We start from the raw sequence: 21086 nt of genomic DNA, 5'->3' as shown, positions 1-21086 counted from the left end.
ACTCACTGAGGCGTTTTGGCCGTCGGCAAGAGGTGATCCTTGAACGGTATCTCAGCGGGTACGCTGATACCGCTGGCAAGCCACTGACTGCTCCACCCGAGAATCAGGTTTTTGGACCAGTCTGCGACCAATAGAAATTTTGGCACGAGCTGTGATTGTTGCCACCACCCGTCCTGCTGTACCGGCCCCAGGCTCAACAGCCCGACCGCCACGACCACCAGCAACACGCCACGCGCGGCGCCGAAGGCCATGCCGAGGAATCGATCGGTCCCGGATAGCCCGGTGACGCGTACCAACTCGCCGATAAGATAATTGATCATTGCGCCTACGATTAACGTGGCGATAAACATGATGGCGCAGCCCGTGATCACACGAGCTGATGGCGTTTCGATGTATCCGGCGAGGTGCTCGGACAATGCACCACCGAACATCCAGGCGACGACTCCTGCGATGATCCAGGTCACCAGCGATAATGCTTCTTTGACGAAGCCGCGGCTCAGACTGATCAATGCGGAGATGGCGACGATTGCAACGATCGCCCAGTCAACCCAGGTAAATGGCACAGTGCAGCCTACAGACGGATAAGGCGGCGCATTTTAGCAGAGCGCATGGCTATCGGTAAGCTGCGATTGTCAGTGCATTTCAAATCGGGGCGATAGTTTTAGTTGCGCTCAGGCTGGAAACGCACCACAAAACCCTTGAGGTTCTTCTGGCGGCCCAACAAGTCGCGCAGGCGATCCGCTTCGGCGCGCTCGATCAGCGGCCCGACAAACACCCGATTCTTGCCATCGGCCGTGCGGATATAGGCGTTATAGCCCTGACTGCGCAGGTCTTTTTGCAAACTTTCTGCGCTTGCACGACTCGACAGACTGGCCAGTTGCACCGACCAGCTGACCGACAGGCCATTGGCATCGACGCGGCTTTGAGTCGTGTCTGGCTTGCCCGGCGCGGCCGTAATCGGCTGGGCAGGCGGCGTGGTCGGCGCAGCAGGCTTGACCACAGGCGCGGGAGCGACCGGTTTGGTAGCAGGCGCAGCCGCGGCTGGCGCACTCGGGGTGATCGGCGCCACGGGTGCTTCTTGCTGAGCGATCTCGTCATCGCTTGGCACAGGTTCCTGAGGCAGCGCTTGTGGCTCGGGCACCACCACTGGTTCGACCTGCACTGGCGGCACCGAGGGTGCTTGCGGCGCAGCCGGGGCTTCGACCGTCACTTGACGCTGCTCATCCTGGCGGGAAAACAGCATCGGCAGAAAAATAACCGCCAGCGCCACCAGAACCAGGGCGCCAACCATGCGCTGTTTGTATGCCTTATCCAGCAATGCCATTTGCCGCTTCCTCCGTGGAGCGCCGGGCCAGCCATTCGAGGGCCTCGGCGACACAATAAAATGATCCGAACAACAGAATCTCGTCGTCGCTCGTTGCCAGTGCGCACTGCCCTTCCAGGGCGGCGGCCACACTGTCATAAGACGTTACCGCAGCGCCAAGGTTCTGCAACGCCGCCTGCAAATCGGCCACCGGGCGCGCACGCGGCGAATCCAACGGCGCGACAGCCCATTGCTGGACACTAGCATTCAATTCACTGACAACACCATCCAGATCCTTGTCCGCCAACAAGCCAAACACCGCCAGACGCTTGCCGACCGGCGGACGAACGGCCAGACGGCGCGCCAGATACTCGGCCGCATGCGGGTTATGCCCCACATCCAGCAACAGGTTCAGACGCTTGCCCTGCCAGTCGATTTGACGGCGGTCAAGACGACCTACCACCCGCGTCGCTGTCAGCGCATTGATTACTTGCGAATCTACCCACGGCAAACCGAGCAACAGGTAAGCCTGCAAGGCCAGTGCGGCGTTTTCCATCGGCAGATCGAGCAACGGCAGATCATGCAACTCGACCACTCGCCCTTGAGCGTCAAGACCGCGCCATTGCCAATTGTGATCGGTCACACCGAGGTCGAAATCTCGCCCACGCAGGAAAAACGGGCAATTGAGCTCGCGGGCTTTATCCAGCAGAGGTTGCGGAGGATTCAGGTCACCACAGAGCGCAGGCGCGCCCTGGCGGAAGATGCCGGCTTTCTCAAAAGCCACGGATTCGCGGGTATCGCCCAGGTAATCGGCGTGATCGACGCCAATACTGGTGACCAGCGCAATGTCGGCATCGACCACGTTGACCGTGTCCAGACGCCCGCCCAAGCCGACTTCCAGCACCACGGCATCAAGCCCTGCCTGTTGAAACAGCCAGAACGCCGCCAGGGTGCCCATCTCGAAGTACGTCAGGGACGTGTCGCCACGGCCCGCCTCGACCGCAGCAAAGGCTTCGCACAACTCGGCGTCCGTCGCTTCGACGCCGTTGACCTGCACCCGCTCGTTGTAACGCAGCAGGTGCGGAGAATTGTAGACACCAACGCTCAGGCCTTGAGCCCGCAGCAACGAGGCCACGAATGCACAGGTGGACCCCTTGCCATTGGTGCCGGTGACCGTGATCACCCGAGGCGCCAGCTTGCCCAGTCCCATGCGGGACGCTACCTGTTGCGAGCGCTCCAGGCCCATGTCGATGGCCGAAGGGTGCAACTGCTCTAGGTAGGCGAGCCACTCGCCAAGGGTACGTTCGGTCATAGGTTGGCAGGTACCGGTGGAACCACGATCGGCTCAATGGGTGCGGCAACGAATTTTGGCGTCGGCAGGCCCATCATTTGTGCCAGCAGGTTGCCCAGGCGCGGACGCAGTTCCTGGCGGTGAATGATCATGTCGATTGCACCGTGCTCCAGCAGGAACTCGCTGCGCTGGAAACCTTCCGGCAGTTTTTCACGCACGGTCTGTTCGATCACGCGTGGGCCGGCGAAGCCGATCAGGGCTTTCGGCTCACCGACAATCACGTCGCCCAGCATCGCCAGACTGGCGGAAACGCCGCCGTAGACCGGATCGGTCAGCACCGAGATGAACGGAATGCCTTCTTCACGCAGACGCGCCAGGACCGCAGAGGTCTTGGCCATTTGCATCAGGGAGATCAGGGCTTCCTGCATCCGCGCACCACCGGAAGCGGCGAAACAGATCATCGGGCAACGGTTTTCCAGCGCGTAGTTGGCAGCGCGGACAAAACGCTCACCTACGATGGCGCCCATCGACCCCCCCATGAAGGAGAACTCGAAGGCCGAGACCACCACTGGCATGCCCAGCAGGGTGCCGCTCATGGAGATCAGCGCGTCTTTTTCGCCGGTCTGCTTTTGCGCAGCGGTCAGGCGGTCCTTGTACTTCTTGCCATCGCGGAATTTCAGGCGATCAACCGGCTCCAGGTCCGCGCCCAATTCTGCACGGCCTTCGGCGTCGAGGAAGATGTCGATGCGCGCGCGGGCGCCGATACGCATGTGGTGGTTGCACTTGGGGCAAACGTCCAGGGTCTTTTCCAGCTCCGGACGATACAGCACAGCCTCGCAAGACGGGCATTTGTGCCACAGACCTTCAGGCACCGAGCTCTTCTTGACCTCGGAACGCATGATCGAAGGGATCAGTTTGTCTACTAACCAGTTGCTCATGCTTTCTTTCTCCAGTACCGGCGGCCCGAACGCTCTGGTTCGCAGCCCCGCGTATGCCCTTGAGCTAAATTCATGTGTGTGGCGATGATCGGTGGATGGCCGGGTCAGCGAAACGTGACCTGCGTACAATCCAAAAATCCTCAGCCGTGCCTGCTTTGTGCAGCGCAGTGCATTTTGGGACGGCGGCAGTCTGCCAGCCGTCACATCAACTACGTGCTACTACGTACCGCCTTGATGAATGCCTGAATCTTTGCGTGATCCTTGATGCCCTTGCTCGCTTCTACCCCGCCGCTGACGTCCACCGCATAAGGCCGGACCCGGGCGATTGCCTCAGCCACGTTATCCGGCGTCAGCCCACCAGCGAGGATGATCGGCTTGCTCAAGCCCTGCGGTATCAGAGACCAGTCGAACGCCTCACCGGTTCCACCGGGAACACCTTCGACATAGGCATCAAGCAGGATACCGCTGGCACTTGGAAACGCATCGCAGGCCGCCGCGATGTCGTCGCCGGCCTTGACCCGCAACGCCTTGATGTACGGGCGGTGCCAGCCTTCACATTCGGCTGCGGTTTCGTCGCCATGGAACTGCAACAGGTCCAGCGGTACGGCGTCGAGCAGCTCGCCCAACTCGCAGCGGCTGCTGTTGACGAACAACCCCACGGTGGTCACGAACGGCGGCAGCAACTTGATAATGTCGCGCGCCTGCTGGAACGTGACGGCCCGCGGACTCTTGGCGTAAAACACAAACCCGATGGCATCGGCCCCGGCCTCGACCGCCGCCAACGCATCTTCTATGCGGGTAATCCCACAAATCTTGCTGCGAACGGCTGACATGTCGATAAAACCTCAGGGCAAATCCGAGAAAGTCCCGGATGGTAACAAATGCGTTCGAGGGCGTCAGCCGTCAAGTTCAGAGAAGCCGGTGAGGAAGTGTGGGCCGATGTAACGCTCAGGCAATTGGAACTCGTCGCGATACTCGACCTGCACCAGATACAGGCCAAACGGATGCGCCGTCACCCCGCCAGAACGACGGATCCGGCTCTCCAGCACTTCCTTCATCCACTCCACCGGCCGCTCGCCGGCACCGATGGTCATCAAGACACCGGCGATGTTGCGCACCATGTGGTGCAGGAAGGCGCTGGCGCGGATATCCAGGACGATCATCTTGCCGTGGCGCGTGACACGCAGGTGATGCAGTTCCTTGATCGGCGATTTGGCCTGGCACTGACCGGCGCGGAATGCGCTGAAATCATGGGTACCGACCAAGTACTGGGCGGCCTCGGCCATGCGCTCGACATCGAGCGGACGGTGGTTCCAGGTGATTTCTTCGTTGAGGTGCGCCGGGCGGATCTGATCGTTGTAGATCACGTAGCGATAACGGCGGGCGATGGCCTTGAAGCGCGCATGAAAATGCGCCGGCATGACCTTGGCCCAGCTGACACTGACGTCGTGGGGCAAGTTGATGTTGGCGCCCATGACCCAGGCCTTCATCGAACGCTCGACCTGCGTATCGAAATGCACCACTTGGCCGCACGCATGCACGCCCGCGTCAGTGCGCCCGGCGCAGAGCAGCGACACCGGTGAGTCGGCGACTTTGGATAAGGCCTTTTCGAGGGTTTCCTGCACAGTGAGCACACCGGAGGCCTGGCGCTGCCAGCCGCGATAACGCGAGCCTTTGTATTCAACGCCCAACGCGATCCGGAAAAAGCCGTCGGCCGCCATTTCGGCAGCCGGGTTATCTATATTTGCCAAGGAGTCACAGCCTGCTGATGTGCGCAAAGGCGGGCATTATAAAGCTGTCCGGCGGGGATACCAGCACAACAGAAAGTACGATATTGAATGTTGGAGCCCTTTCGCGGGCAAGCCCGCCCCCACAGTGTTTCGGGGGTGTTCTCAGGTTATGTGACCGCCACAAAACCTTGTGGGAGCGAACTTGCTCGCGATGGCGCCCTGACAGACGCCGTCGGACCACCACTGAAACAAAAACGGCAGCCTCAATGGGCTGCCGTTCTGTTTATTGCCTACCAATCACTCAAGCCAGATGCGAAAGCATCTCCTTGGCCTCGCTCTTCTGGCCAGCATTCCCCTCGGCCACAACCTCATTGAGGATGTCCCGAGCGCCGTCGTTGTCACCCATGTCGATGTAGGCCTGGGCCAGATCGAGTTTGGTGGCGACTTCATCGGTGCCGGAGAGGAAGTCGAAGTCCGGCTCGTCCGCCGCAGAAGCCATAGCGTCTTCTGCAGTAAAGGTCGGCTCACTCATGCTCTGGGACAAACGATCCAGCTCGGCGTTGACGTCATCCAGTTCAGCGGCAAAGGCGTCCTTGACCTCAGGCTCGGCCGGGGCGGCATCCATTTCATCAGCCAGCGACAGGTCGAAATCGGCCGGCAGCTCCAGATCGTCCTGAGGCACTTCAGGCTTTACAGGCTTCGCAGGCAGGTCCTTCACGCCTTCGTCCAGATCCAGCAGGAAGTCATCTTCAGCGAGGATGGCCGGCGATGTATCACCGCCCAGATCCATGTCCAGATCGAAGTCCGACAGGTCGTCGAGGTTTTCCTTGATTTCGGTCTGTTCCTTCAATACCGATTCAAAGCTCAGGTCATCGTCCAGCGGAAACTCGTCAAGGTCAGCCGCAGCTTCCGGCTCTGGCGTGACCACTGCGGGTGACGCGGCTTCCAGGTCATCCAGGCTCAGGTCGAAGGCACTGTCCAGGTCATCGGCCGGTGCTTGCGGCTCGTCCAGCAGCAGGTCCTTGACGTACTGCGCGTCCAGCTCGGCAGCGAGGGCGGCGGCAGCAAGACCACCGGCAGCCGCGATAGCCATTGCCGGGAAGCGGCTTTTAAGCTGCTCGACCTGGGCGAAGTTGTCACCGTTGGCGACCAACTGACGCTCCTGGGCAACAAATGCATCGCGATCGCCCTGCTGACCGTAGACTTCCATCAGTTTCAGACGCAGGTCGCTGCGCTGTGGCTCTTGCTTGATGCCGTCTTCGAGCAACGCAGCGGCCTGGTTCAGACGACCGGCGGCAATGTGCGACTGAGCCTTGGTCAGTACGTCGTCATTGCGCTCGGCCGCTGGCGACACCAGCGGCGCGGCGATCGGCGTCGTCATTACATCCGGGGCTGGAGCAGGCGCTGGCGCAGGTGGTGGCGTTGGTATCGGCGCGGTAGCGAGTTTCACGCTCGGCGGCGGAACTTCCAAACCTTCGAAGCTGCTTTCTGGCAGGTCCTGCTCGGCAGAGAATTCCTTCTCTTCTTCCAGGGCACGCGCCATGCGCAGGTGTTTCTCGGCTTCTTGCTGCGCCTTGCGGCGACGCGCCAGCAACAGCAGCAGAAGCAGCAGAACCACTGCCCCACCGCCTACCAGACCCAGCAGGACCGGATTGGTCAGCAGTTCGTTGAATTTCTGCTCGTCGGAAGCTACCGGTGTCGGCTCGATTGGCGGCTCGGCAGGCACGGGTGCAGGAGCAGTCTCAGGCGCAGACGTTTCCGGAGCAGGAACCACTTCAGTCGGTGCTGCCGCAGGGTTCGCGGCCAGTTCAGCAGACATTGCCGGTGGGGTCGTCGCTGGAGTCGAAGCCGACGCTCCCGCTGCGCCTTCAGCCTGCAACTTGGCCAGTTGATTGTTCTTCAGCTCGATCAGGCGCTGCAGCTTATCCAGCTGACTTTGCAGATCGGTCATGCGGCTTTTCAGTTCAGCGTTGTCACGACGGGTCGTGTCGAGGCTTTCCTGGGTCACCGCCAGTTTGTTGTTCAAGGCTTTGGCATCACCTGCAGCGCCTTTGCCCTTGCCGGTTTCGGCAGAAACCAGGCTCAGGTTGTCTTTCGCCGTTTGCGATGGAGCTGCGTCAGCGCGGCCACGCTTGGTGGCATCGAGTTGCTGCTGCCCGGTGCCGGGCTTCGCCACATAACGACGACCCTGGCGCCATGCAGTGTTCTGGGCAGCGACTTCAGCGATTGCCTTGGGTTGCGGCAGGCTGGTGCTCTGCGCCTGATCCGGCAAGCGCAGCACCTGACCGGTTTTCAGCCGGTTGATGTTGCCGTCGATGAAGGCATCCGGGTTCAGCGCCTGGATGGCCAGCATGGTTTGCTGGACCGAACCGCCATTACGCGCCTTCGCGGCGATTTCCCACAGGGTATCGCGCGGCGTGGTGGTGTATTGGGACGGCTGGGTGGCACCGGTCACCGGCGCAGTGACCGTTTCGGTCGGCGCAGGCTGCGCAGCCGCTTCAGCGGTCTGCGGGGAGAATTTGGAAGGATCGAGCAGCACGCTGTAATCGCGCAGCAAACGACCGTTGGGCCACATCACCTGAACCAGGAATTTCACCATGGGTTCGGACAGTGGTTTGCTGGACGTTACACGCAGGATACTTTTGCCGCTGGCATTGAGCACGGGCGTGAAGGTCAGGTCGTTGAGAAACGCCTGGCGATCGACACCGGCCTTGGCGAAATCTTCGGGTGACGCCAGGCTCGGCACCACTTCTGCGGCGGTGAGGTCCTTGACGTCGAGCAGCTCGATTTCCGCCACCAGAGGTTGGTTCAGCGTCGACTTCAGGGTCAATTCCCCGAGCCCGAGGGCATGCGCCATACCGGAGGACAGCGCCGAGGCGGCCGCTATTGCTAACACCAGTTTGCGAACTTGAACCATAGCCTCATCCTTTGTTTGAACATTCCTCGGCCAGCGAGAAGGTGTTGATAGCCGCTGCCGTAAGGCATTGCGCGCGGCGACGAAGGGTCGTCACGCGCGATCATTTCATAAATGCCCCGGAAAGCCCCGAAGAGTGGCTCGCCATCAGCAATCCGGCCAAGCATAGCGCTCGACTGGACTCATTCGAAAAATTGTTGCCAAGTATCTTTTACAGCAGGTCTTTTATCAACAATTCAGCCACCTGCACAGCATTGAGCGCAGCGCCTTTACGCACGTTATCTGACGTCAGCCACAAATTAAGTTCCGACGGGTCGTCGATTCCGGCGCGAACCCGACCAACGTAGACCACGTCCTGCCCTACTGCATCGCCTACTGCCGTCGGGTAATCGCCGGCTTCCACCAGTTCGATACCCGGTGCGTCTTCCAGCGCCGCGTTGACTTTCGCCAGGTCCACAGCGCTCGCTGACTGCAAGGTCACGCTAAAGCTATCGCCAAAAAACACCGGGGCTTGAATGCAAGTGACAGAAATCTTTAATAAAGGCAGCGCCATGACCTGACGCAGCTCACGCACCAGGCGTTTTTCCAGCAGCGTATGACCCTGCTCATCAGGCTTGCCGACCTGAGCCAACAGGTTGAAAGCCATCTGCCGATCAAAGAAAGTCGGCTCCAGCGGACGCACATTCAGCAGCTCGGCGGTCTGCCGGGCCAGCTCGGTCACGGCTTCGCGCCCCTGGGCGGAAACGGCCAGGCAGGCGGTCAGGTTGATGCGTTGCAGGTCGAGCAAACCCAGCAACGGCGCCAGCACCACGGCCAGCGTAGTGGCCGACGGGCTTGGGCTGCTGACCTGGAACGGTTTTTTCAAACCGGCCAAGACGTCGGCGTTGGCTTCCGGCACCACTTGCGGCGCCTGATTGGCCGGCAAAGCGCCGGACAGGTCGATCAGCGAACAACCGGCAGCGGTCGCGCGCGAGGCAAAACTCAGGGTCACTGCCGGACCGGCAGCGAAAAACACCAGCTGAACCTTGCTGAAATCGAATTCGTCGACTTCACGCACCCGCACGTTCTTGCCGCGAAACGGCACCGAATGCCCGGCGGATTCGCTGCTGGCCAGCAAATGGAGGTTGCCGACCGGGAAGTCGCGTTCTTCGAGAATCTGCACGAGCGTTTCGCCGACAGTACCGGTGGCGCCGATCACGGCAATATCAAAGGACTGGCTCATGGTTCTACCTCTGGCGAAACGGGGGGAGCGGCACTTTACCGGGTGGGTGGCGTGCAGGCAATTCGGCTGGGGTTTTGTGGTGTATGCGCCGGCTTCTTCGCGAGCAAGCCTCGCTTCTACGGGTTGTGTGTCGGTCGCGAAATCTTGAAACAACCGCGATACCTGTAGGAGCGAGGCTTGCCCGCGAAGAGGCCCTTCCTGACGACATACCTTCCCAAAAAAAACCCGCACCTCTTTCAAGGCGCGGGTTCTTTGATTACTTCAATCGATCAACGCTCAAGCAGGATCCGCAGCATGCGACGCAGCGGTTCGGCCGCGCCCCACAGCAGTTGGTCGCCGACGGTAAACGCGCCGACGTACTGCGTGCCCATGTTCAGCTTGCGCAGACGGCCAACCGGTACGTTCAGGGTGCCGGTGACTTTCGTCGGGCTCAGTTCCTGAATGCTGGCTTCGCGATTGTTCGGCACCAGTTTGACCCAAGGGTTGTGCTGGCTGATCAGCCCTTCGATGTCGGCGATCGGCACGTCTTTGTTCAGCTTGATGGTCAGCGCCTGGCTGTGGCAGCGCATGGCGCCGATGCGCACGCAGATGCCATCCACCGGGATCGGGCTCTTGAAGCGACCGAGGATCTTGTTGGTCTCGGCCTGGGCCTTCCATTCTTCGCGGCTCTGACCGTTCGGCAGCTCCTTGTCGATCCACGGGATCAGGCTGCCGGCCAGCGGAACGCCGAAGTTTTCGGTCGGGTACGCGTCGCTGCGCATGGCTTCGGCCACACGGCGGTCGATGTCGAGGATGGCGCTGGCCGGGTCGGCCAGTTGATCGGCGACAGCGGCGTGGGTCGCGCCCATTTGCTTGATCAGTTCACGCATGTTCTGCGCGCCGGCACCGGAGGCCGCCTGATAAGTCATGGCGCTCATCCACTCGACCAGACCGGCTTCGAACAGGCCGCCCAGGCCCATCAGCATCAGGCTGACGGTGCAGTTGCCGCCGATGTAGTTCTTGGTGCCCGCGTCGAGCTGCTGGTCGATGACCTTGCGGTTCACCGGATCCAGCACGATCACCGCGTCATCCTGCATGCGCAGGCTGGAAGCAGCGTCGATCCAGTAACCCTGCCAGCCGGCTTCGCGCAGCTTCGGGAATACTTCGCTGGTGTAGTCGCCACCCTGGCAGGTCAGAATCACGTCGAGGGTTTTCAGCTCTTCAATGCTGTAAGCGTCCTTGAGCGGAGCAATGTCCTTGCCCACGGACGGGCCTTGGCCACCGACATTGGAAGTGGTGAAAAACACCGGCTCAATAAGATCGAAATCCTGCTCTTCCAGCATCCGCTGCATGAGCACGGAACCGACCATACCGCGCCAACCGATCAGACCTACACGTTTCATCGCAACTACACCTTCTTTAAAAAGTGGGCCGCTGCTTTCAAGAGTGAAAGTGGCAGCGGGCCCGAGAGATTACAGATTCCGCAGCGCGGCGACTACTGCGTCGCCCATTTCCTGCGTACCGACTTTAGTGCAACCGGCCGACCAGATGTCGCCCGTGCGCAGCCCCTGATCCAATACCAGACTGACGGCTTTCTCGATGGCATCGGCCGCGTCCTGCAGGTTGAAGCTGTAACGCAGCATCATCGACACCGACAGAATGGTCGCCAACGGGTTGGCAATGCCTTTGCCAGCGATGTCTGGCGCCGAACCGTGGCAAGGCTCGTACATGCCCTTGTTGTTGGTATCCAGGGATGCCGACGGCAGCATGCCGATGGAACCGGTGAGCATCGATGCCTGGTCAGACAGAATGTCGCCGAACATATTTTCGGTAACGATCACGTCGAATTGCTTCGGCGCACGCACCAGCTGCATGGCGGCGTTGTCGACGTACATGTGGCTCAGTTCGACTTCCGGGTAATCCTTGGCCACTTGCTCGACGATTTCGCGCCACAGTTGGCTCGAAGCCAGCACGTTGGCCTTGTCCACCGAGCACAGCTTCTTGCCGCGCACCATGGCCATGTCGAAACCGACACGGGCGATGCGGCGGATTTCGCTTTCGCTGTACGGCAGCGTGTCGTAAGCCTGACGCTCGCCGTTTTCCAGGGTGCGGGTGCCGCGTGGCGCGCCGAAATAGATGCCGCCGGTCAGTTCACGGACGATCAGGATGTCCAGGCCCGAAACGATTTCAGGCTTCAGGCTCGATGCCTCGGCCAGTTGCGGGTAGAGGATCGCCGGGCGCAGGTTGCCAAACAGGCCCAGTTGCGCACGAATCTTCAGCAGGCCGCGCTCAGGGCGGATGTCACGCTCGATGGTGTCCCATTTCGGGCCGCCCACGGCGCCCAGCAGCACAGCGTCGGCTGCGCGTGCACGGTCGAGGGTTTCGTCGGCCAATGGCACGCCGTGCTTGTCGATGGCGCTGCCGCCGATCAGGTCGTGGCTCAGCTCGAAGCCCAGGCTGTACTTGTCGTTGGCCAGCTCCAGCACCTTGACCGCTTCGGCCATGATTTCCGGGCCAATACCATCACCTGGGAGAATCAGAATCTGCTTGCTCATGCTTTCCTCATGTCATCAGTCGGTGCGCCCTTGAGCACACCCGGAAAAATTCTATCGTTCGGCCATCAGCACCAGCACATCGGTACTGAACGAACCATCGGCCTCAATCTCAAAATATTCGCGCACTTCATTGCCCATCGACTGCTGCAACTCGCGGATCGCCGCGCGCATCACTTCTGGCGTGCGCATGCGTTCGACCCAGGAGTTGTACTCCAGCCGCAACCGTTGACGCGTAGTGCTACGGGTATGCAACCCCGCTTCGCTGACCTGACGCAACCACTCGCCGGCGGAATAATCGCGCACATGGCTGGTGTCGCGCAGCACTTCGACGCTTTGCAGGTAAGTGTCAAACAACGGACTGCCCGGTGACAATACGTCGATGAACGCCGCCACCCCACCCGGCTTCAGTACCCGCCGGACTTCGCGCAGGGCCAGGCCGAGGTCGCTCCAATGGTGCGCCGAGTAACGACTGAAGACGAAGTCGAACTCACCATCGGCAAACGGCAGGCGCTCGGCGGCACCGTTGACCGTGGTCACATTGCTCAAACCACGGTCCACAGCGGCGACGGTAACCACGTCGAGCATCTGCTGGGACAAATCGTAGGCCACCACTTCCTTGACCAGCGACGCCACGTGAAAACTGACGTGACCAGCGCCACACCCCAGGTCCAGCACCCGAGCATCGCCCTGCCCGGCCAGTTCGGCCTGTAGCAGCGCAAATTCGGTGCCTTGAGCGTGTACGGCGCTGCTCAGATAGGCCGAGGCCTGTTCACCGAATTGCTTTTGGACTACCTGGTTGTGCTGGGCGGTGCGGGTCATGGGGGACTTCCTTTTGGGGTTTAGCCTTGTGTTGTCTGGGCGGGCCTCTTCGCGGGCGAGCCTCGCTCCTACAGGGAGACGTATTTCAGCCGTAAGAGCGAGGCTTGCCCGCGAAGGCGTCATCACGCCTTACGCAAACTTACGCGTCGCGAAACAACCAAGGCTGGCTCGCCCGGTGCTTGGCTTCAAACGTCGCAATCGCTTCATGGTCCATCAACGTCAGACCGATATCGTCCAGACCGTTGAGCAGGCAATGCTTACGGAAGGCGTCAATTTCAAAGCTCAACACCTTGCCATCCGGACGGGTAACGGTCTGGGCCTGCAAATCGACCTGCAACTGATAACCCGGGGTCACTTCCACCTGCTGGAACAGCTCATCCACCTCAGCGTCGCTCAAGATGATCGGCAGCAAGCCGTTCTTGAAGCTGTTGTTGAAGAAGATGTCGGCGTAGCTCGGCGCGATGATGCTGCGGAAACCGTATTCCTCCAGCGCCCACGGCGCATGTTCACGACTGGAACCGCAACCGAAGTTTTCGCGGGCCAGCAACACGCTGGCGCCTTGATAACGCTCGGCGTTGAGGACGAAGTCCTTGTTCAACGGGCGCTTGGAGTTGTCCTGATAAGGCTGCCCGACATCCAGGTAGCGCCACTCATCGAACAGGTTTGGGCCGAAACCCGTGCGCTTGATCGACTTCAAGAATTGCTTCGGGATGATCTGGTCGGTGTCGACGTTGGCACGATCCAGAGGCGCGACAAGACCAGTGTGCTGGGTAAAAGCTTTCATGCTGCGCTCCTTTAGATCAATTCACGGACGTCGACGAAACGACCATTCACCGCGGCGGCGGCGGCCATGGCCGGGCTCACGAGGTGGGTACGGCCACCGGCGCCCTGACGGCCTTCGAAATTGCGGTTGGAGGTCGAGGCGCAATGCTCGCCCGACTCCAAACGGTCCGGGTTCATCGCCAGGCACATCGAGCAACCCGGCTCACGCCATTCGAAACCGGCGTCGAGGAAAATCTTGTCCAGGCCTTCCGATTCAGCCTGGGCCTTCACCAGACCCGAGCCCGGCACCACGATGGCCTGCTTGATGGTCGAAGCGACTTTGCGACCTTTGGCGATCACGGCGGCAGCACGCAAATCTTCGATGCGCGAGTTGGTGCAGGAACCGATGAACACGCGGTCCAGCTGAATGTCGGTAATTGCCTGATTGGCAGTCAAACCCATGTATTTCAAGGCGCGTTCGATGGAGCCGCGCTTGACCAGGTCCATTTCCTTCGCAGGGTCCGGCACGTTCTGATCCACGGCCAACACCATCTCGGGCGAAGTGCCCCAGCTGACTTGTGGCTTGATCTGGGTGGCGTCGAGCTCGACGACGGTGTCGAACGTGGCGTCTTCATCAGTCACCAGGTCTTTCCACGCTTCGACGGCCAAGTCCCATTCCGCGCCTTTCGGAGCGAATGGACGGCCCTTCACGTAGGCGACGGTTTTTTCGTCAGCGGCGACCAGTCCTACGCGAGCGCCAGCCTCGATGGACATGTTGCAAATGGTCATGCGGCCTTCGACCGACAGATCACGAATCGCACTACCGGCGAACTCGATGGCATGGCCGTTACCGCCGGCAGTGCCGATCTTGCCAATGACCGCGAGAACGATGTCCTTGGCGGTCACGCCGAACGGCAATTTCCCTTCGACCGACACCCGCATATTCTTCATTTTCTTGGCGACCAGGCACTGGGTGGCGAGCACGTGCTCGACCTCGGACGTGCCGATACCGTGTGCCAACGCGCCAAACGCGCCGTGGGTCGAGGTGTGGGAGTCGCCGCAGACCACGGTCATGCCCGGCAAGGTTGCGCCCTGTTCCGGGCCGATGACGTGGACGATGCCTTGGCGCACGTCGTTCATCTTGAACTCGACGATGCCGTATTCGTCACAGTTGTCATCGAGGGTCTGGACCTGCAAACGCGAGACCTGGTCGGCAATGGCTTCGATGCCGCCCTTGCGTTCCGGGGTGGTCGGTACGTTGTGGTCCGGGGTCGCGATGTTGGCATCGATGCGCCAAGGCTTGCGCCCGGCCAGACGCAGGCCTTCAAAGGCTTGCGGCGAGGTCACTTCGTGAATGATGTGACGATCGATGTAGATCAAGGCAGAGCCATCGTCGCGCTGCTTGACCAAATGCGAATCCCAGAGCTTGTCGTAGAGCGTTTTGCCGGCCATCAGACGGTTTCCTCATCAGCTTGTTTCTATGCCCCGGGCCGTTTGTATAACCCTTTGGCTTGTGAGGTCGATCCTAGGGGGTTACATTAAATAACTCAAATTCATATTTTTCATGCTTTGGATAACCAACTGGAATACCGCAATGGACCTGGCTAATCTCAATGCTTTCATCGCCATTGCCGAGACCGGAAGCTTCTCCGGCGCGGGAGAACGGCTGCACCTGACGCAACCGGCGATCAGCAAGCGCATCGCCGGGCTGGAGCAGCAATTGAAGGTGCGGCTTTTCGATCGACTGGGTCGTGAAGTCGGCCTGACCGAGGCCGGTCGCGCCCTGTTGCCGCGGGCCTATCAGATTCTCAATGTGCTGGATGACACCCGCCGCGCCCTGACCAACCTGACCGGCGAAGTGACCGGGCGCCTGACGCTGGCCACCAGTCACCACATTGGCTTGCACCGCTTACCGCCCTTATTAAGGGAGTTCACCCGACGCTACCCACAAGTGGCGCTGGATATTCAGTTTCTCGATTCGGAAGTGGCCTACGAGGAAATCCTCCATGGCCGCGCGGAACTGGCGGTGATCACCCTCGCCCCGGAACCTCATACCTTGGTCAAAGCCACGCCGGTGTGGGACGACCCCCTGGATTTCGTGGTCGCTCCGGAGCATTCGCTGATCAGCAACGGCCCAGTCAGCCTGGCGGACATTGCCCTGCATCCGGCGGTGTTTCCCGGCGGCAACACGTTCACTCATCACATTGTCCAGCGCCTGTTCGAGGCTCAGGGACTGACGCCGAACATCGCCATGAGCACCAATTATCTGGAAACCATCAAGATGATGGTCTCGATCGGCCTGGCCTGGAGCGTTTTGCCGCGAACGATGCTCGACGATCAAGTTGCGCGAATACCTTTGCCGGGCATACAACTGACTCGCCAGCTAGGCTATATCCTGCACACCGAACGGACGCTGTCGAATGCGGCACGGGCCTTCATGGCCTTGCTGGATGCACAAATCGATCTGCCAGGGATTCAAGGCTAACGTGTGCTACTGCCATAGAGCCGCGAACCCCTGCGCCTAACGCCCAATTCAGCCCAAGGCCTGCCAATGCCGAAATCTGTTGACCGTATTCCGCCGATGCCACGTATACAGGCGCTTGACCCGAAACGGTCCGAGCAGAGCTGGGAAAGCGCACCACAGTTGTTGGCCGCCCTCAACGGCGCGCGCCTGGGCGCCTGGTATTGGGACATCGAGCGCGGACAGATCAGCTGGTCGCGGGGTACCCAGGCGTTGTTCGGCTTCGATCCCCGACAGCCGTTGCCGACCGATCTGGAATACCTCGACTTGCTGCCTCCGGAGGATCGGGCAAAAACCATTCGCGCCTTCCATGCCGTGATCGCCGGCGCCCCGCTGGAGCAGGCGATGCACCACCGCATCCGCTGGCCCGACGGCAGCCTGCACTGGCTGGAGATCAACGGCAGCTTGCTGCCGGACAAAGACGGTCGGCCACGGATGATTGGGGTCATTCGCGAAATCACCCATCAGCGCCAGCGCGAACAGGCCCTGAGCAGCTCGGAAAAACGCTTTGCCACGCTGTTTCACCTGTGCCCGAACATGGTGCTGCTGACCCGCCAGGAAGATGGCCTGATTACCGAAGCCAATCAGTATTTCGAAAGCCTGTTCGGCTGGCCGGTGCAGGATGCCATTGGCCGAACCACTGTCGAACTGGGCCTCTGGGTGCACCCGGAACAACGGGACGTGCTGGTCAAGGCGACCAAGGCCAAGGGCGAACTGACCAGCATGGAGGTGCAGTTTCGCGCCAGCAATGGCCAGATCCACGACGGCATCCTCAGCGCACAGAAAGTCGAACTCGAAGGCCAGCCCTACCTGCTGAGCACTTTCCTCGACACCACGGAACGCAAGGCCGCCGAACTCGCGCTGAAAGACAGCCAGGAACGCCTCGACCTGGCCCTGGATTCGGCGCAACTCGGCACCTGGGACTGGCACATTCCCAGCGGCATGTTGTACGGCTCGGCGCGGGCCGCGCAGTTGCACGGGCTGGAGGCCATACCCTTCCATGAGTCCTTCGACGCGTTTTTCGAAGGTGTGCCCGACGAAGAACGCGGCAGCATGCGCGACGCTTATCGCAGCCTGCGCGAGGGACCGGCCGGCAATTATCAGCTGACTTATCGCGTGCAGTTGCCGGACGGCAGTTCACGCTACCTGGAAAGTCGTGCCCGCCTCTACCGCGATGAAAACGGCGCACCGCTGCGCATGGCCGGCACCTTGCTGGACATCACCGATCAAGTGGAGCGCGAACAACGGCTGGTGGCCTCCGAAGAGAAATTCGCCACGCTGTTTCAAGTCAGCCCGGACCCGATCTGCGTCACGCGCCAGGACACTGGCCAGTTCATCGAGATCAACTCCAGCTTTACCCAGACCTTCGGCTGGAGCGCCGCCGAAGTGATTGACCGCAGGGCCGACGAAATCGGCCTGTGGGACGCGTCAGCGAAAAGCCTGCAACGAATTGAACAAGTCATCCGCGAACAGGGGCTGAACAATGTCGCGATCATCGCTCAACACAAAGACGGGCAAGCCCTGACCTGCGTGATTTCCAGCCGGCAGATCAGCGTGGGCGACCAGCCGTGCATCGTCACGACCCTGCGCGACATTACCCAGCAACAGCGTTCCGAAGCGGCACTCAAGGCCAGCGAAGAGAAGTTTGCCAAGGCGTTTCACTCAAGCCCGGACGCGATCACCATCACCGAACGCGATACCGGGCGCTACCTGGAGGTCAACGATGGTTTTTGTCGCCTGACCGGTTACCGCGCCGACGAAGTGGTCGGCCGCACGGTGTATCAAGTCGGCATCTGGGCAGAAGAGAAACAGCGCTCGGCGCTGCTGGCCGAGTTGCAGCTTAAGGGTCGTGTGCATCACCAGGAAATGCTGGGCCGCAATAAGCGCGGCGAACTGCTGACCGTCGAAGTCTCGGTGGAGCCAATCACCCTCAACGAAACCGCATGCCTGTTGCTGACTGGCCGAGACGTCAGCCTGTTGAAAAATGCCGAAGCGCAGATTCGCCATCTGGCCTACCACGACCCGCTGACCAACCTTCCGAACCGCGCCCTGTTGATGGATCGCCTGAGCCAGCAGATCGCCCTGCTCAAGCGCCACAACCTGCGCGGTGCGCTGCTGTTCCTGGACCTCGATCATTTCAAGCACATCAACGATTCCCTGGGTCACCCGGTGGGCGACACGGTGCTGAAAATCATCACGGCTCGGCTTGAAGCCAGCGTGCGCATGGAAGACACCGTGGCACGCCTGGGTGGCGATGAATTTGTGGTGCTGCTCAGCGGCCTTGAGGGCTCGCGCAACGAAGTCAGCGCCCAGGTTCGGGAGTTGGCGGACACGTTGCGTGAACTGTTGTCGGAGCCGATGTTCCTCGACGGCCAGCGCCTGCAAGTGACACCGAGCATCGGCATCGCGCTGATCCCCGACCACGGTTCGACCCCGACCGACCTGCTCAAACGTGCCGACATTGCGCTTTACCGCGCCAAGGACTCGGGCCGCAACATGGCGCAGATGTATCACAACACCATGCAGAAGGCGGCCAGTGAACGCCTGCGCATGGAAACCGACTTGCGCCTGGCCCTTTCCCGGGGCGAGTTTCATGTGCATTACCAACCCCAGGTCGACGCCCGGGGCAACCGTATTGTCGGCGCCGAAGCGCTGGTGCGCTGGGACCACCCGGAACTCGGCCCGCAATCGCCCACCGAATTCATCAAGGTGCTGGAGGACAGCGGGCTGATTCTGGAAGTGGGCACGTGGATCATCGACGAAGCCTGTGGGGCCTTCAAAAAGCTGGTTGCCAAAGGCCTGGTGAACCCGCTCAGCTTCAGCCTGTGCGTGAACATCAGCCCGAGGCAATTTCGTCAAAACGACTTCGTCGAACGCATCGAATACAGCCTCAGCAGCCACGACCTGCCCTGCTCGTTGCTGAAACTGGAAATCACCGAAGGGATCGTCATCCAGAACCTGGAAGACACCATCAACAAAATGCGCCGCCTGAAAAAACTCGGCGTGAGCTTTGCCATGGACGACTTCGGCACCGGCTACTCCTCGCTGACCTACCTCAAGCGCCTGCCGGTCGACACGCTGAAAATCGATCAGTCGTTCATCCGCGATGCCACCACCGACCCCAACGACGCCGAAATCATCCGCGCCATCGTGGCCATGGCCCGCAGCCTGGAATTGAAAGTGATCGCCGAAGGGGTGGAAACGGCGGAGCAGCTGGAATTTTTGCAGGGGCTGGGGTGCCATTTTTATCAGGGGTATTTGCACAGTCGGCCGCTACCGGTGGAGGAGTTCCAGAAACTCCTCAAATAACGGGTACAAAAAAGGGCGCCGAATGGCGCCCTTCTCATTGCCCTGACTCGTTACTGCAGAGCGGGTTTTTGCGTCCCGTTGATCGGGATGCGTTTGGCTTTTGCCTCTTCCGGAATCACCCGCAACAGGTCGATGCTCAACAAACCGTTGCTCAGGCCGGCAGCCTTGATTTCGATATGGTCCGCCAGACGGAAGGACAGTTTGAAGGCGCGCTGAGCGATGCCTTGGTACAGATAGGTGACGTCTTCATTCGCGTCACGCTTGCCACCACTGATGGTCAGCACCCCTTTTTCCACTTGCAGATCCAGGTCTTCTTCCTGGAACCCGGCGGCCGCCACGACGATGCGGTATTGGTCATCACCGTGCTTTTCAACGTTATAAGGTGGGTAGGTGCTGCCTGGCTCGTTGCGCAGGGCGGTTTCGAACAAGTCATTGAAGCGGTCGAAGCCCACCGAGGAACGGAACAGGGGCGCCATCGAAAATGCAGTACTCATGATTCAAATCTCCTGAAAACAGATCAGCAAGTTTTTTTGTCTCCGCGACCCGAATTCGGCATCGCGTAATCCCTAGATAGGGATCGCCGATTGCTTTTCAAGAGATTATTTTCAGATTTTTTTGCGTTTTTTTCAGGCCGCTTCCGACACCTGGAGCCCCAACAAACGCGAGACTTGATCCAGTTCGGTCTCTCGACGCAACACGGTAAACAGCTCCACCGCCTCAGGATAATTGCGGGTCAACATCGCCAGCCATTGCTTCAAGCGACCCGGCGACTGGCGGGCAGTCATCTGCGCCTTGGCTTGCAGCCAGAAGTCCTGGATCAGAGGCAGCAACTCGGCCCACGTCATCTCGACCACTTCTTCACCGGCCCGCGCCGCCGCGATCTGCCGGGCCAGGTCCGGACGCGACACCAGGCCGCGACCGAGCATGATGTCTTCCACGCCGCTGATTTCGCGGCAACGGCGCCAATCTTCAACGCTCCAGATGTCGCCATTGGCGAACACTGGAACCTTGACCACGTCCTGCACGCGGGGGATCCATTCCCAATGCGCAGGCGGCTTGTAACCGTCGGTTTTGGTCCGCGCGTGCACCACGATGTGCGCCGCGCCGCCTTCGGCCAGCGCTGTTGCGCAGACCAGCGAACCGTCCGGGCTGTCGAAGCCCAGGCGCATTTTCGCAGTGACCGGAATGTGCGCCGGCACAGCGCGGCGGACGTGTTCAACGATTTGGTTGAGCAGTTCAGGTTCTTTCAGCAGGACGGCGCCGCCACGGGACTTGTTGACGGTCTTGGCCGGGCAGCCGAAGTTCAGGTCGATCACCTCGGAACCCAGCTCGCAAGCCAGCGCGGCGTTTTCAGCCAGACACACCGGATCGGAACCGAGCAACTGCACCCGCAGCGGCACGCCGGACGCGGTGCGGGCTCCGGTCAATAATTCCGGGCCGAACTTGTGGTAATAGGCAGGCGTGAGCAGTTGATCGTTGATCCGAATAAACTCGGTCACGCACCAATCGATACCGCCCACTCGGGTCAGCACGTCCCGCAGGATGTTGTCGACCAACCCCTCCATGGGCGCCAAAGCAATTTGCATGAAAAACACACTCAACGAAAAACGTGCGGCAGTTTACTGGATTCTCTGTCGAAAGACTTGCATCTGCCTCTGTGGCGAGGGAGCTTGCTCCCGCTAGAGTGCGTAGCACTCTCCATTGCAAGGGACCGCTTCGCGCTCCAGCGGGAGCAAGCTCCCT

General features: G+C 60.5%; 17 protein-coding genes. 2 read left to right on the top strand and 15 right to left on the bottom strand.

Annotated features, from left to right (window positions below; translation table 11 throughout):
- Positions 1 to 2 precede the first annotated feature (2 nt).
- The 13 genes from QMX98_RS01515 to leuC all read right to left on the bottom strand — a co-directional run bounded on the left by QMX98_RS01515 (position 3) and on the right by leuC (position 14965).
- Positions 3 to 563, bottom strand: coding sequence for a CvpA family protein (locus QMX98_RS01515; protein ID WP_221106693.1), 561 nt, complete (start codon positions 561 to 563; stop codon positions 3 to 5).
- Between the two features lie 98 nt (positions 564 to 661).
- Positions 662 to 1324, bottom strand: a complete 663-nt coding sequence (locus QMX98_RS01510) for an SPOR domain-containing protein (protein ID WP_010456026.1) — start codon at positions 1322 to 1324, stop codon at positions 662 to 664.
- Positions 1308 to 2615 carry a bifunctional tetrahydrofolate synthase/dihydrofolate synthase gene (gene folC, locus QMX98_RS01505; protein WP_282410128.1) on the bottom strand — a complete coding sequence of 436 codons (1308 nt, stop codon included), beginning with the start codon at positions 2613 to 2615 and terminating at the stop codon, positions 1308 to 1310. Before folC ends, QMX98_RS01510 begins: the two co-directional genes overlap by 17 nt.
- A complete protein-coding gene (gene accD, locus QMX98_RS01500; RefSeq protein WP_010456031.1) occupies positions 2612 to 3532 on the bottom strand; it encodes an acetyl-CoA carboxylase, carboxyltransferase subunit beta in 921 nt (306 codons plus the stop codon). Before accD ends, folC begins: the two co-directional genes overlap by 4 nt.
- Positions 3533 to 3741: 209 nt before the next feature.
- Positions 3742 to 4365, bottom strand: coding sequence for a phosphoribosylanthranilate isomerase (locus tag QMX98_RS01495; RefSeq protein ID WP_010456034.1), 624 nt, complete (start codon positions 4363 to 4365; stop codon positions 3742 to 3744).
- A gap of 63 nt (positions 4366 to 4428) precedes the next feature.
- Positions 4429 to 5253, bottom strand: coding sequence for a tRNA pseudouridine(38-40) synthase TruA (truA, locus tag QMX98_RS01490; protein ID WP_010456035.1), 825 nt, complete (start codon positions 5251 to 5253; stop codon positions 4429 to 4431).
- Between the two features lie 310 nt (positions 5254 to 5563).
- Positions 5564 to 8179 (bottom strand): FimV/HubP family polar landmark protein, encoded by a 2616-nt coding sequence (locus tag QMX98_RS01485; protein WP_282410127.1) that lies wholly within the window; start codon positions 8177 to 8179, stop codon positions 5564 to 5566.
- Positions 8180 to 8387: 208 nt separating this feature from the next.
- Entirely contained in the window at positions 8388 to 9398 is a 1011-nt protein-coding gene (locus QMX98_RS01480) for an aspartate-semialdehyde dehydrogenase (RefSeq protein ID WP_010456038.1), read from the bottom strand.
- Positions 9399 to 9667: 269 nt separating this feature from the next.
- Positions 9668 to 10780, bottom strand: a complete 1113-nt coding sequence (gene asd / locus QMX98_RS01475; RefSeq protein WP_054052925.1) for an aspartate-semialdehyde dehydrogenase — start codon at positions 10778 to 10780, stop codon at positions 9668 to 9670.
- Positions 10781 to 10849: 69 nt separating this feature from the next.
- Positions 10850 to 11932 carry a 3-isopropylmalate dehydrogenase gene (gene leuB / locus QMX98_RS01470; protein WP_282410126.1) on the bottom strand — a complete coding sequence of 361 codons (1083 nt, stop codon included), beginning with the start codon at positions 11930 to 11932 and terminating at the stop codon, positions 10850 to 10852.
- A gap of 51 nt (positions 11933 to 11983) precedes the next feature.
- Entirely contained in the window at positions 11984 to 12751 is a 768-nt protein-coding gene (locus QMX98_RS01465) for a class I SAM-dependent methyltransferase (protein WP_077750382.1), read from the bottom strand.
- Positions 12752 to 12890: 139 nt separating this feature from the next.
- A complete protein-coding gene (gene leuD, locus QMX98_RS01460) occupies positions 12891 to 13535 on the bottom strand; it encodes a 3-isopropylmalate dehydratase small subunit (RefSeq protein WP_010456042.1) in 645 nt (214 codons plus the stop codon).
- A gap of 11 nt (positions 13536 to 13546) precedes the next feature.
- Positions 13547 to 14965: a 3-isopropylmalate dehydratase large subunit gene (leuC, locus tag QMX98_RS01455; RefSeq protein ID WP_010456043.1), complete on the bottom strand. Its 1419-nt coding sequence runs from the start codon at positions 14963 to 14965 to the stop codon at positions 13547 to 13549.
- A 142-nt stretch (positions 14966 to 15107) separates the two neighbouring features.
- Between leuC and QMX98_RS01450 the strand changes: the two genes are divergently transcribed.
- Both QMX98_RS01450 and QMX98_RS01445 read left to right on the top strand, forming a co-directional pair.
- On the top strand, positions 15108 to 15998 hold the full coding sequence (locus tag QMX98_RS01450; RefSeq protein ID WP_010456044.1) for a LysR family transcriptional regulator: 891 nt from the start codon (positions 15108 to 15110) through the stop codon (positions 15996 to 15998).
- A 66-nt stretch (positions 15999 to 16064) separates the two neighbouring features.
- Complete coding sequence (locus QMX98_RS01445; protein WP_169856866.1) at positions 16065 to 19343, top strand: PAS domain S-box protein; 3279 nt, start codon at positions 16065 to 16067, stop codon at positions 19341 to 19343.
- 50 nt (positions 19344 to 19393) lie between these two features.
- On the opposite strand, the gene QMX98_RS01440 is transcribed toward QMX98_RS01445, so the two are convergent.
- Both QMX98_RS01440 and QMX98_RS01435 read right to left on the bottom strand, forming a co-directional pair.
- The gene (locus QMX98_RS01440; protein WP_010456046.1) at positions 19394 to 19837 is read right to left on the bottom strand and encodes an Hsp20 family protein; all 444 of its coding nucleotides are present in this window, start codon (positions 19835 to 19837) and stop codon (positions 19394 to 19396) included.
- A 132-nt stretch (positions 19838 to 19969) separates the two neighbouring features.
- Positions 19970 to 20929: a tRNA-dihydrouridine synthase gene (locus QMX98_RS01435; protein ID WP_172791357.1), complete on the bottom strand. Its 960-nt coding sequence runs from the start codon at positions 20927 to 20929 to the stop codon at positions 19970 to 19972.
- Between the last annotated feature and the right edge of the window lie 157 nt (positions 20930 to 21086).

The organism is Pseudomonas sp. PS02303 (genome assembly GCF_029959925.1).
In the GTDB taxonomy this organism is placed as follows: domain Bacteria; phylum Pseudomonadota; class Gammaproteobacteria; order Pseudomonadales; family Pseudomonadaceae; genus Aquipseudomonas; species Aquipseudomonas mandelii.
This window is presented reverse-complemented; position numbering and strand designations above follow the sequence as displayed.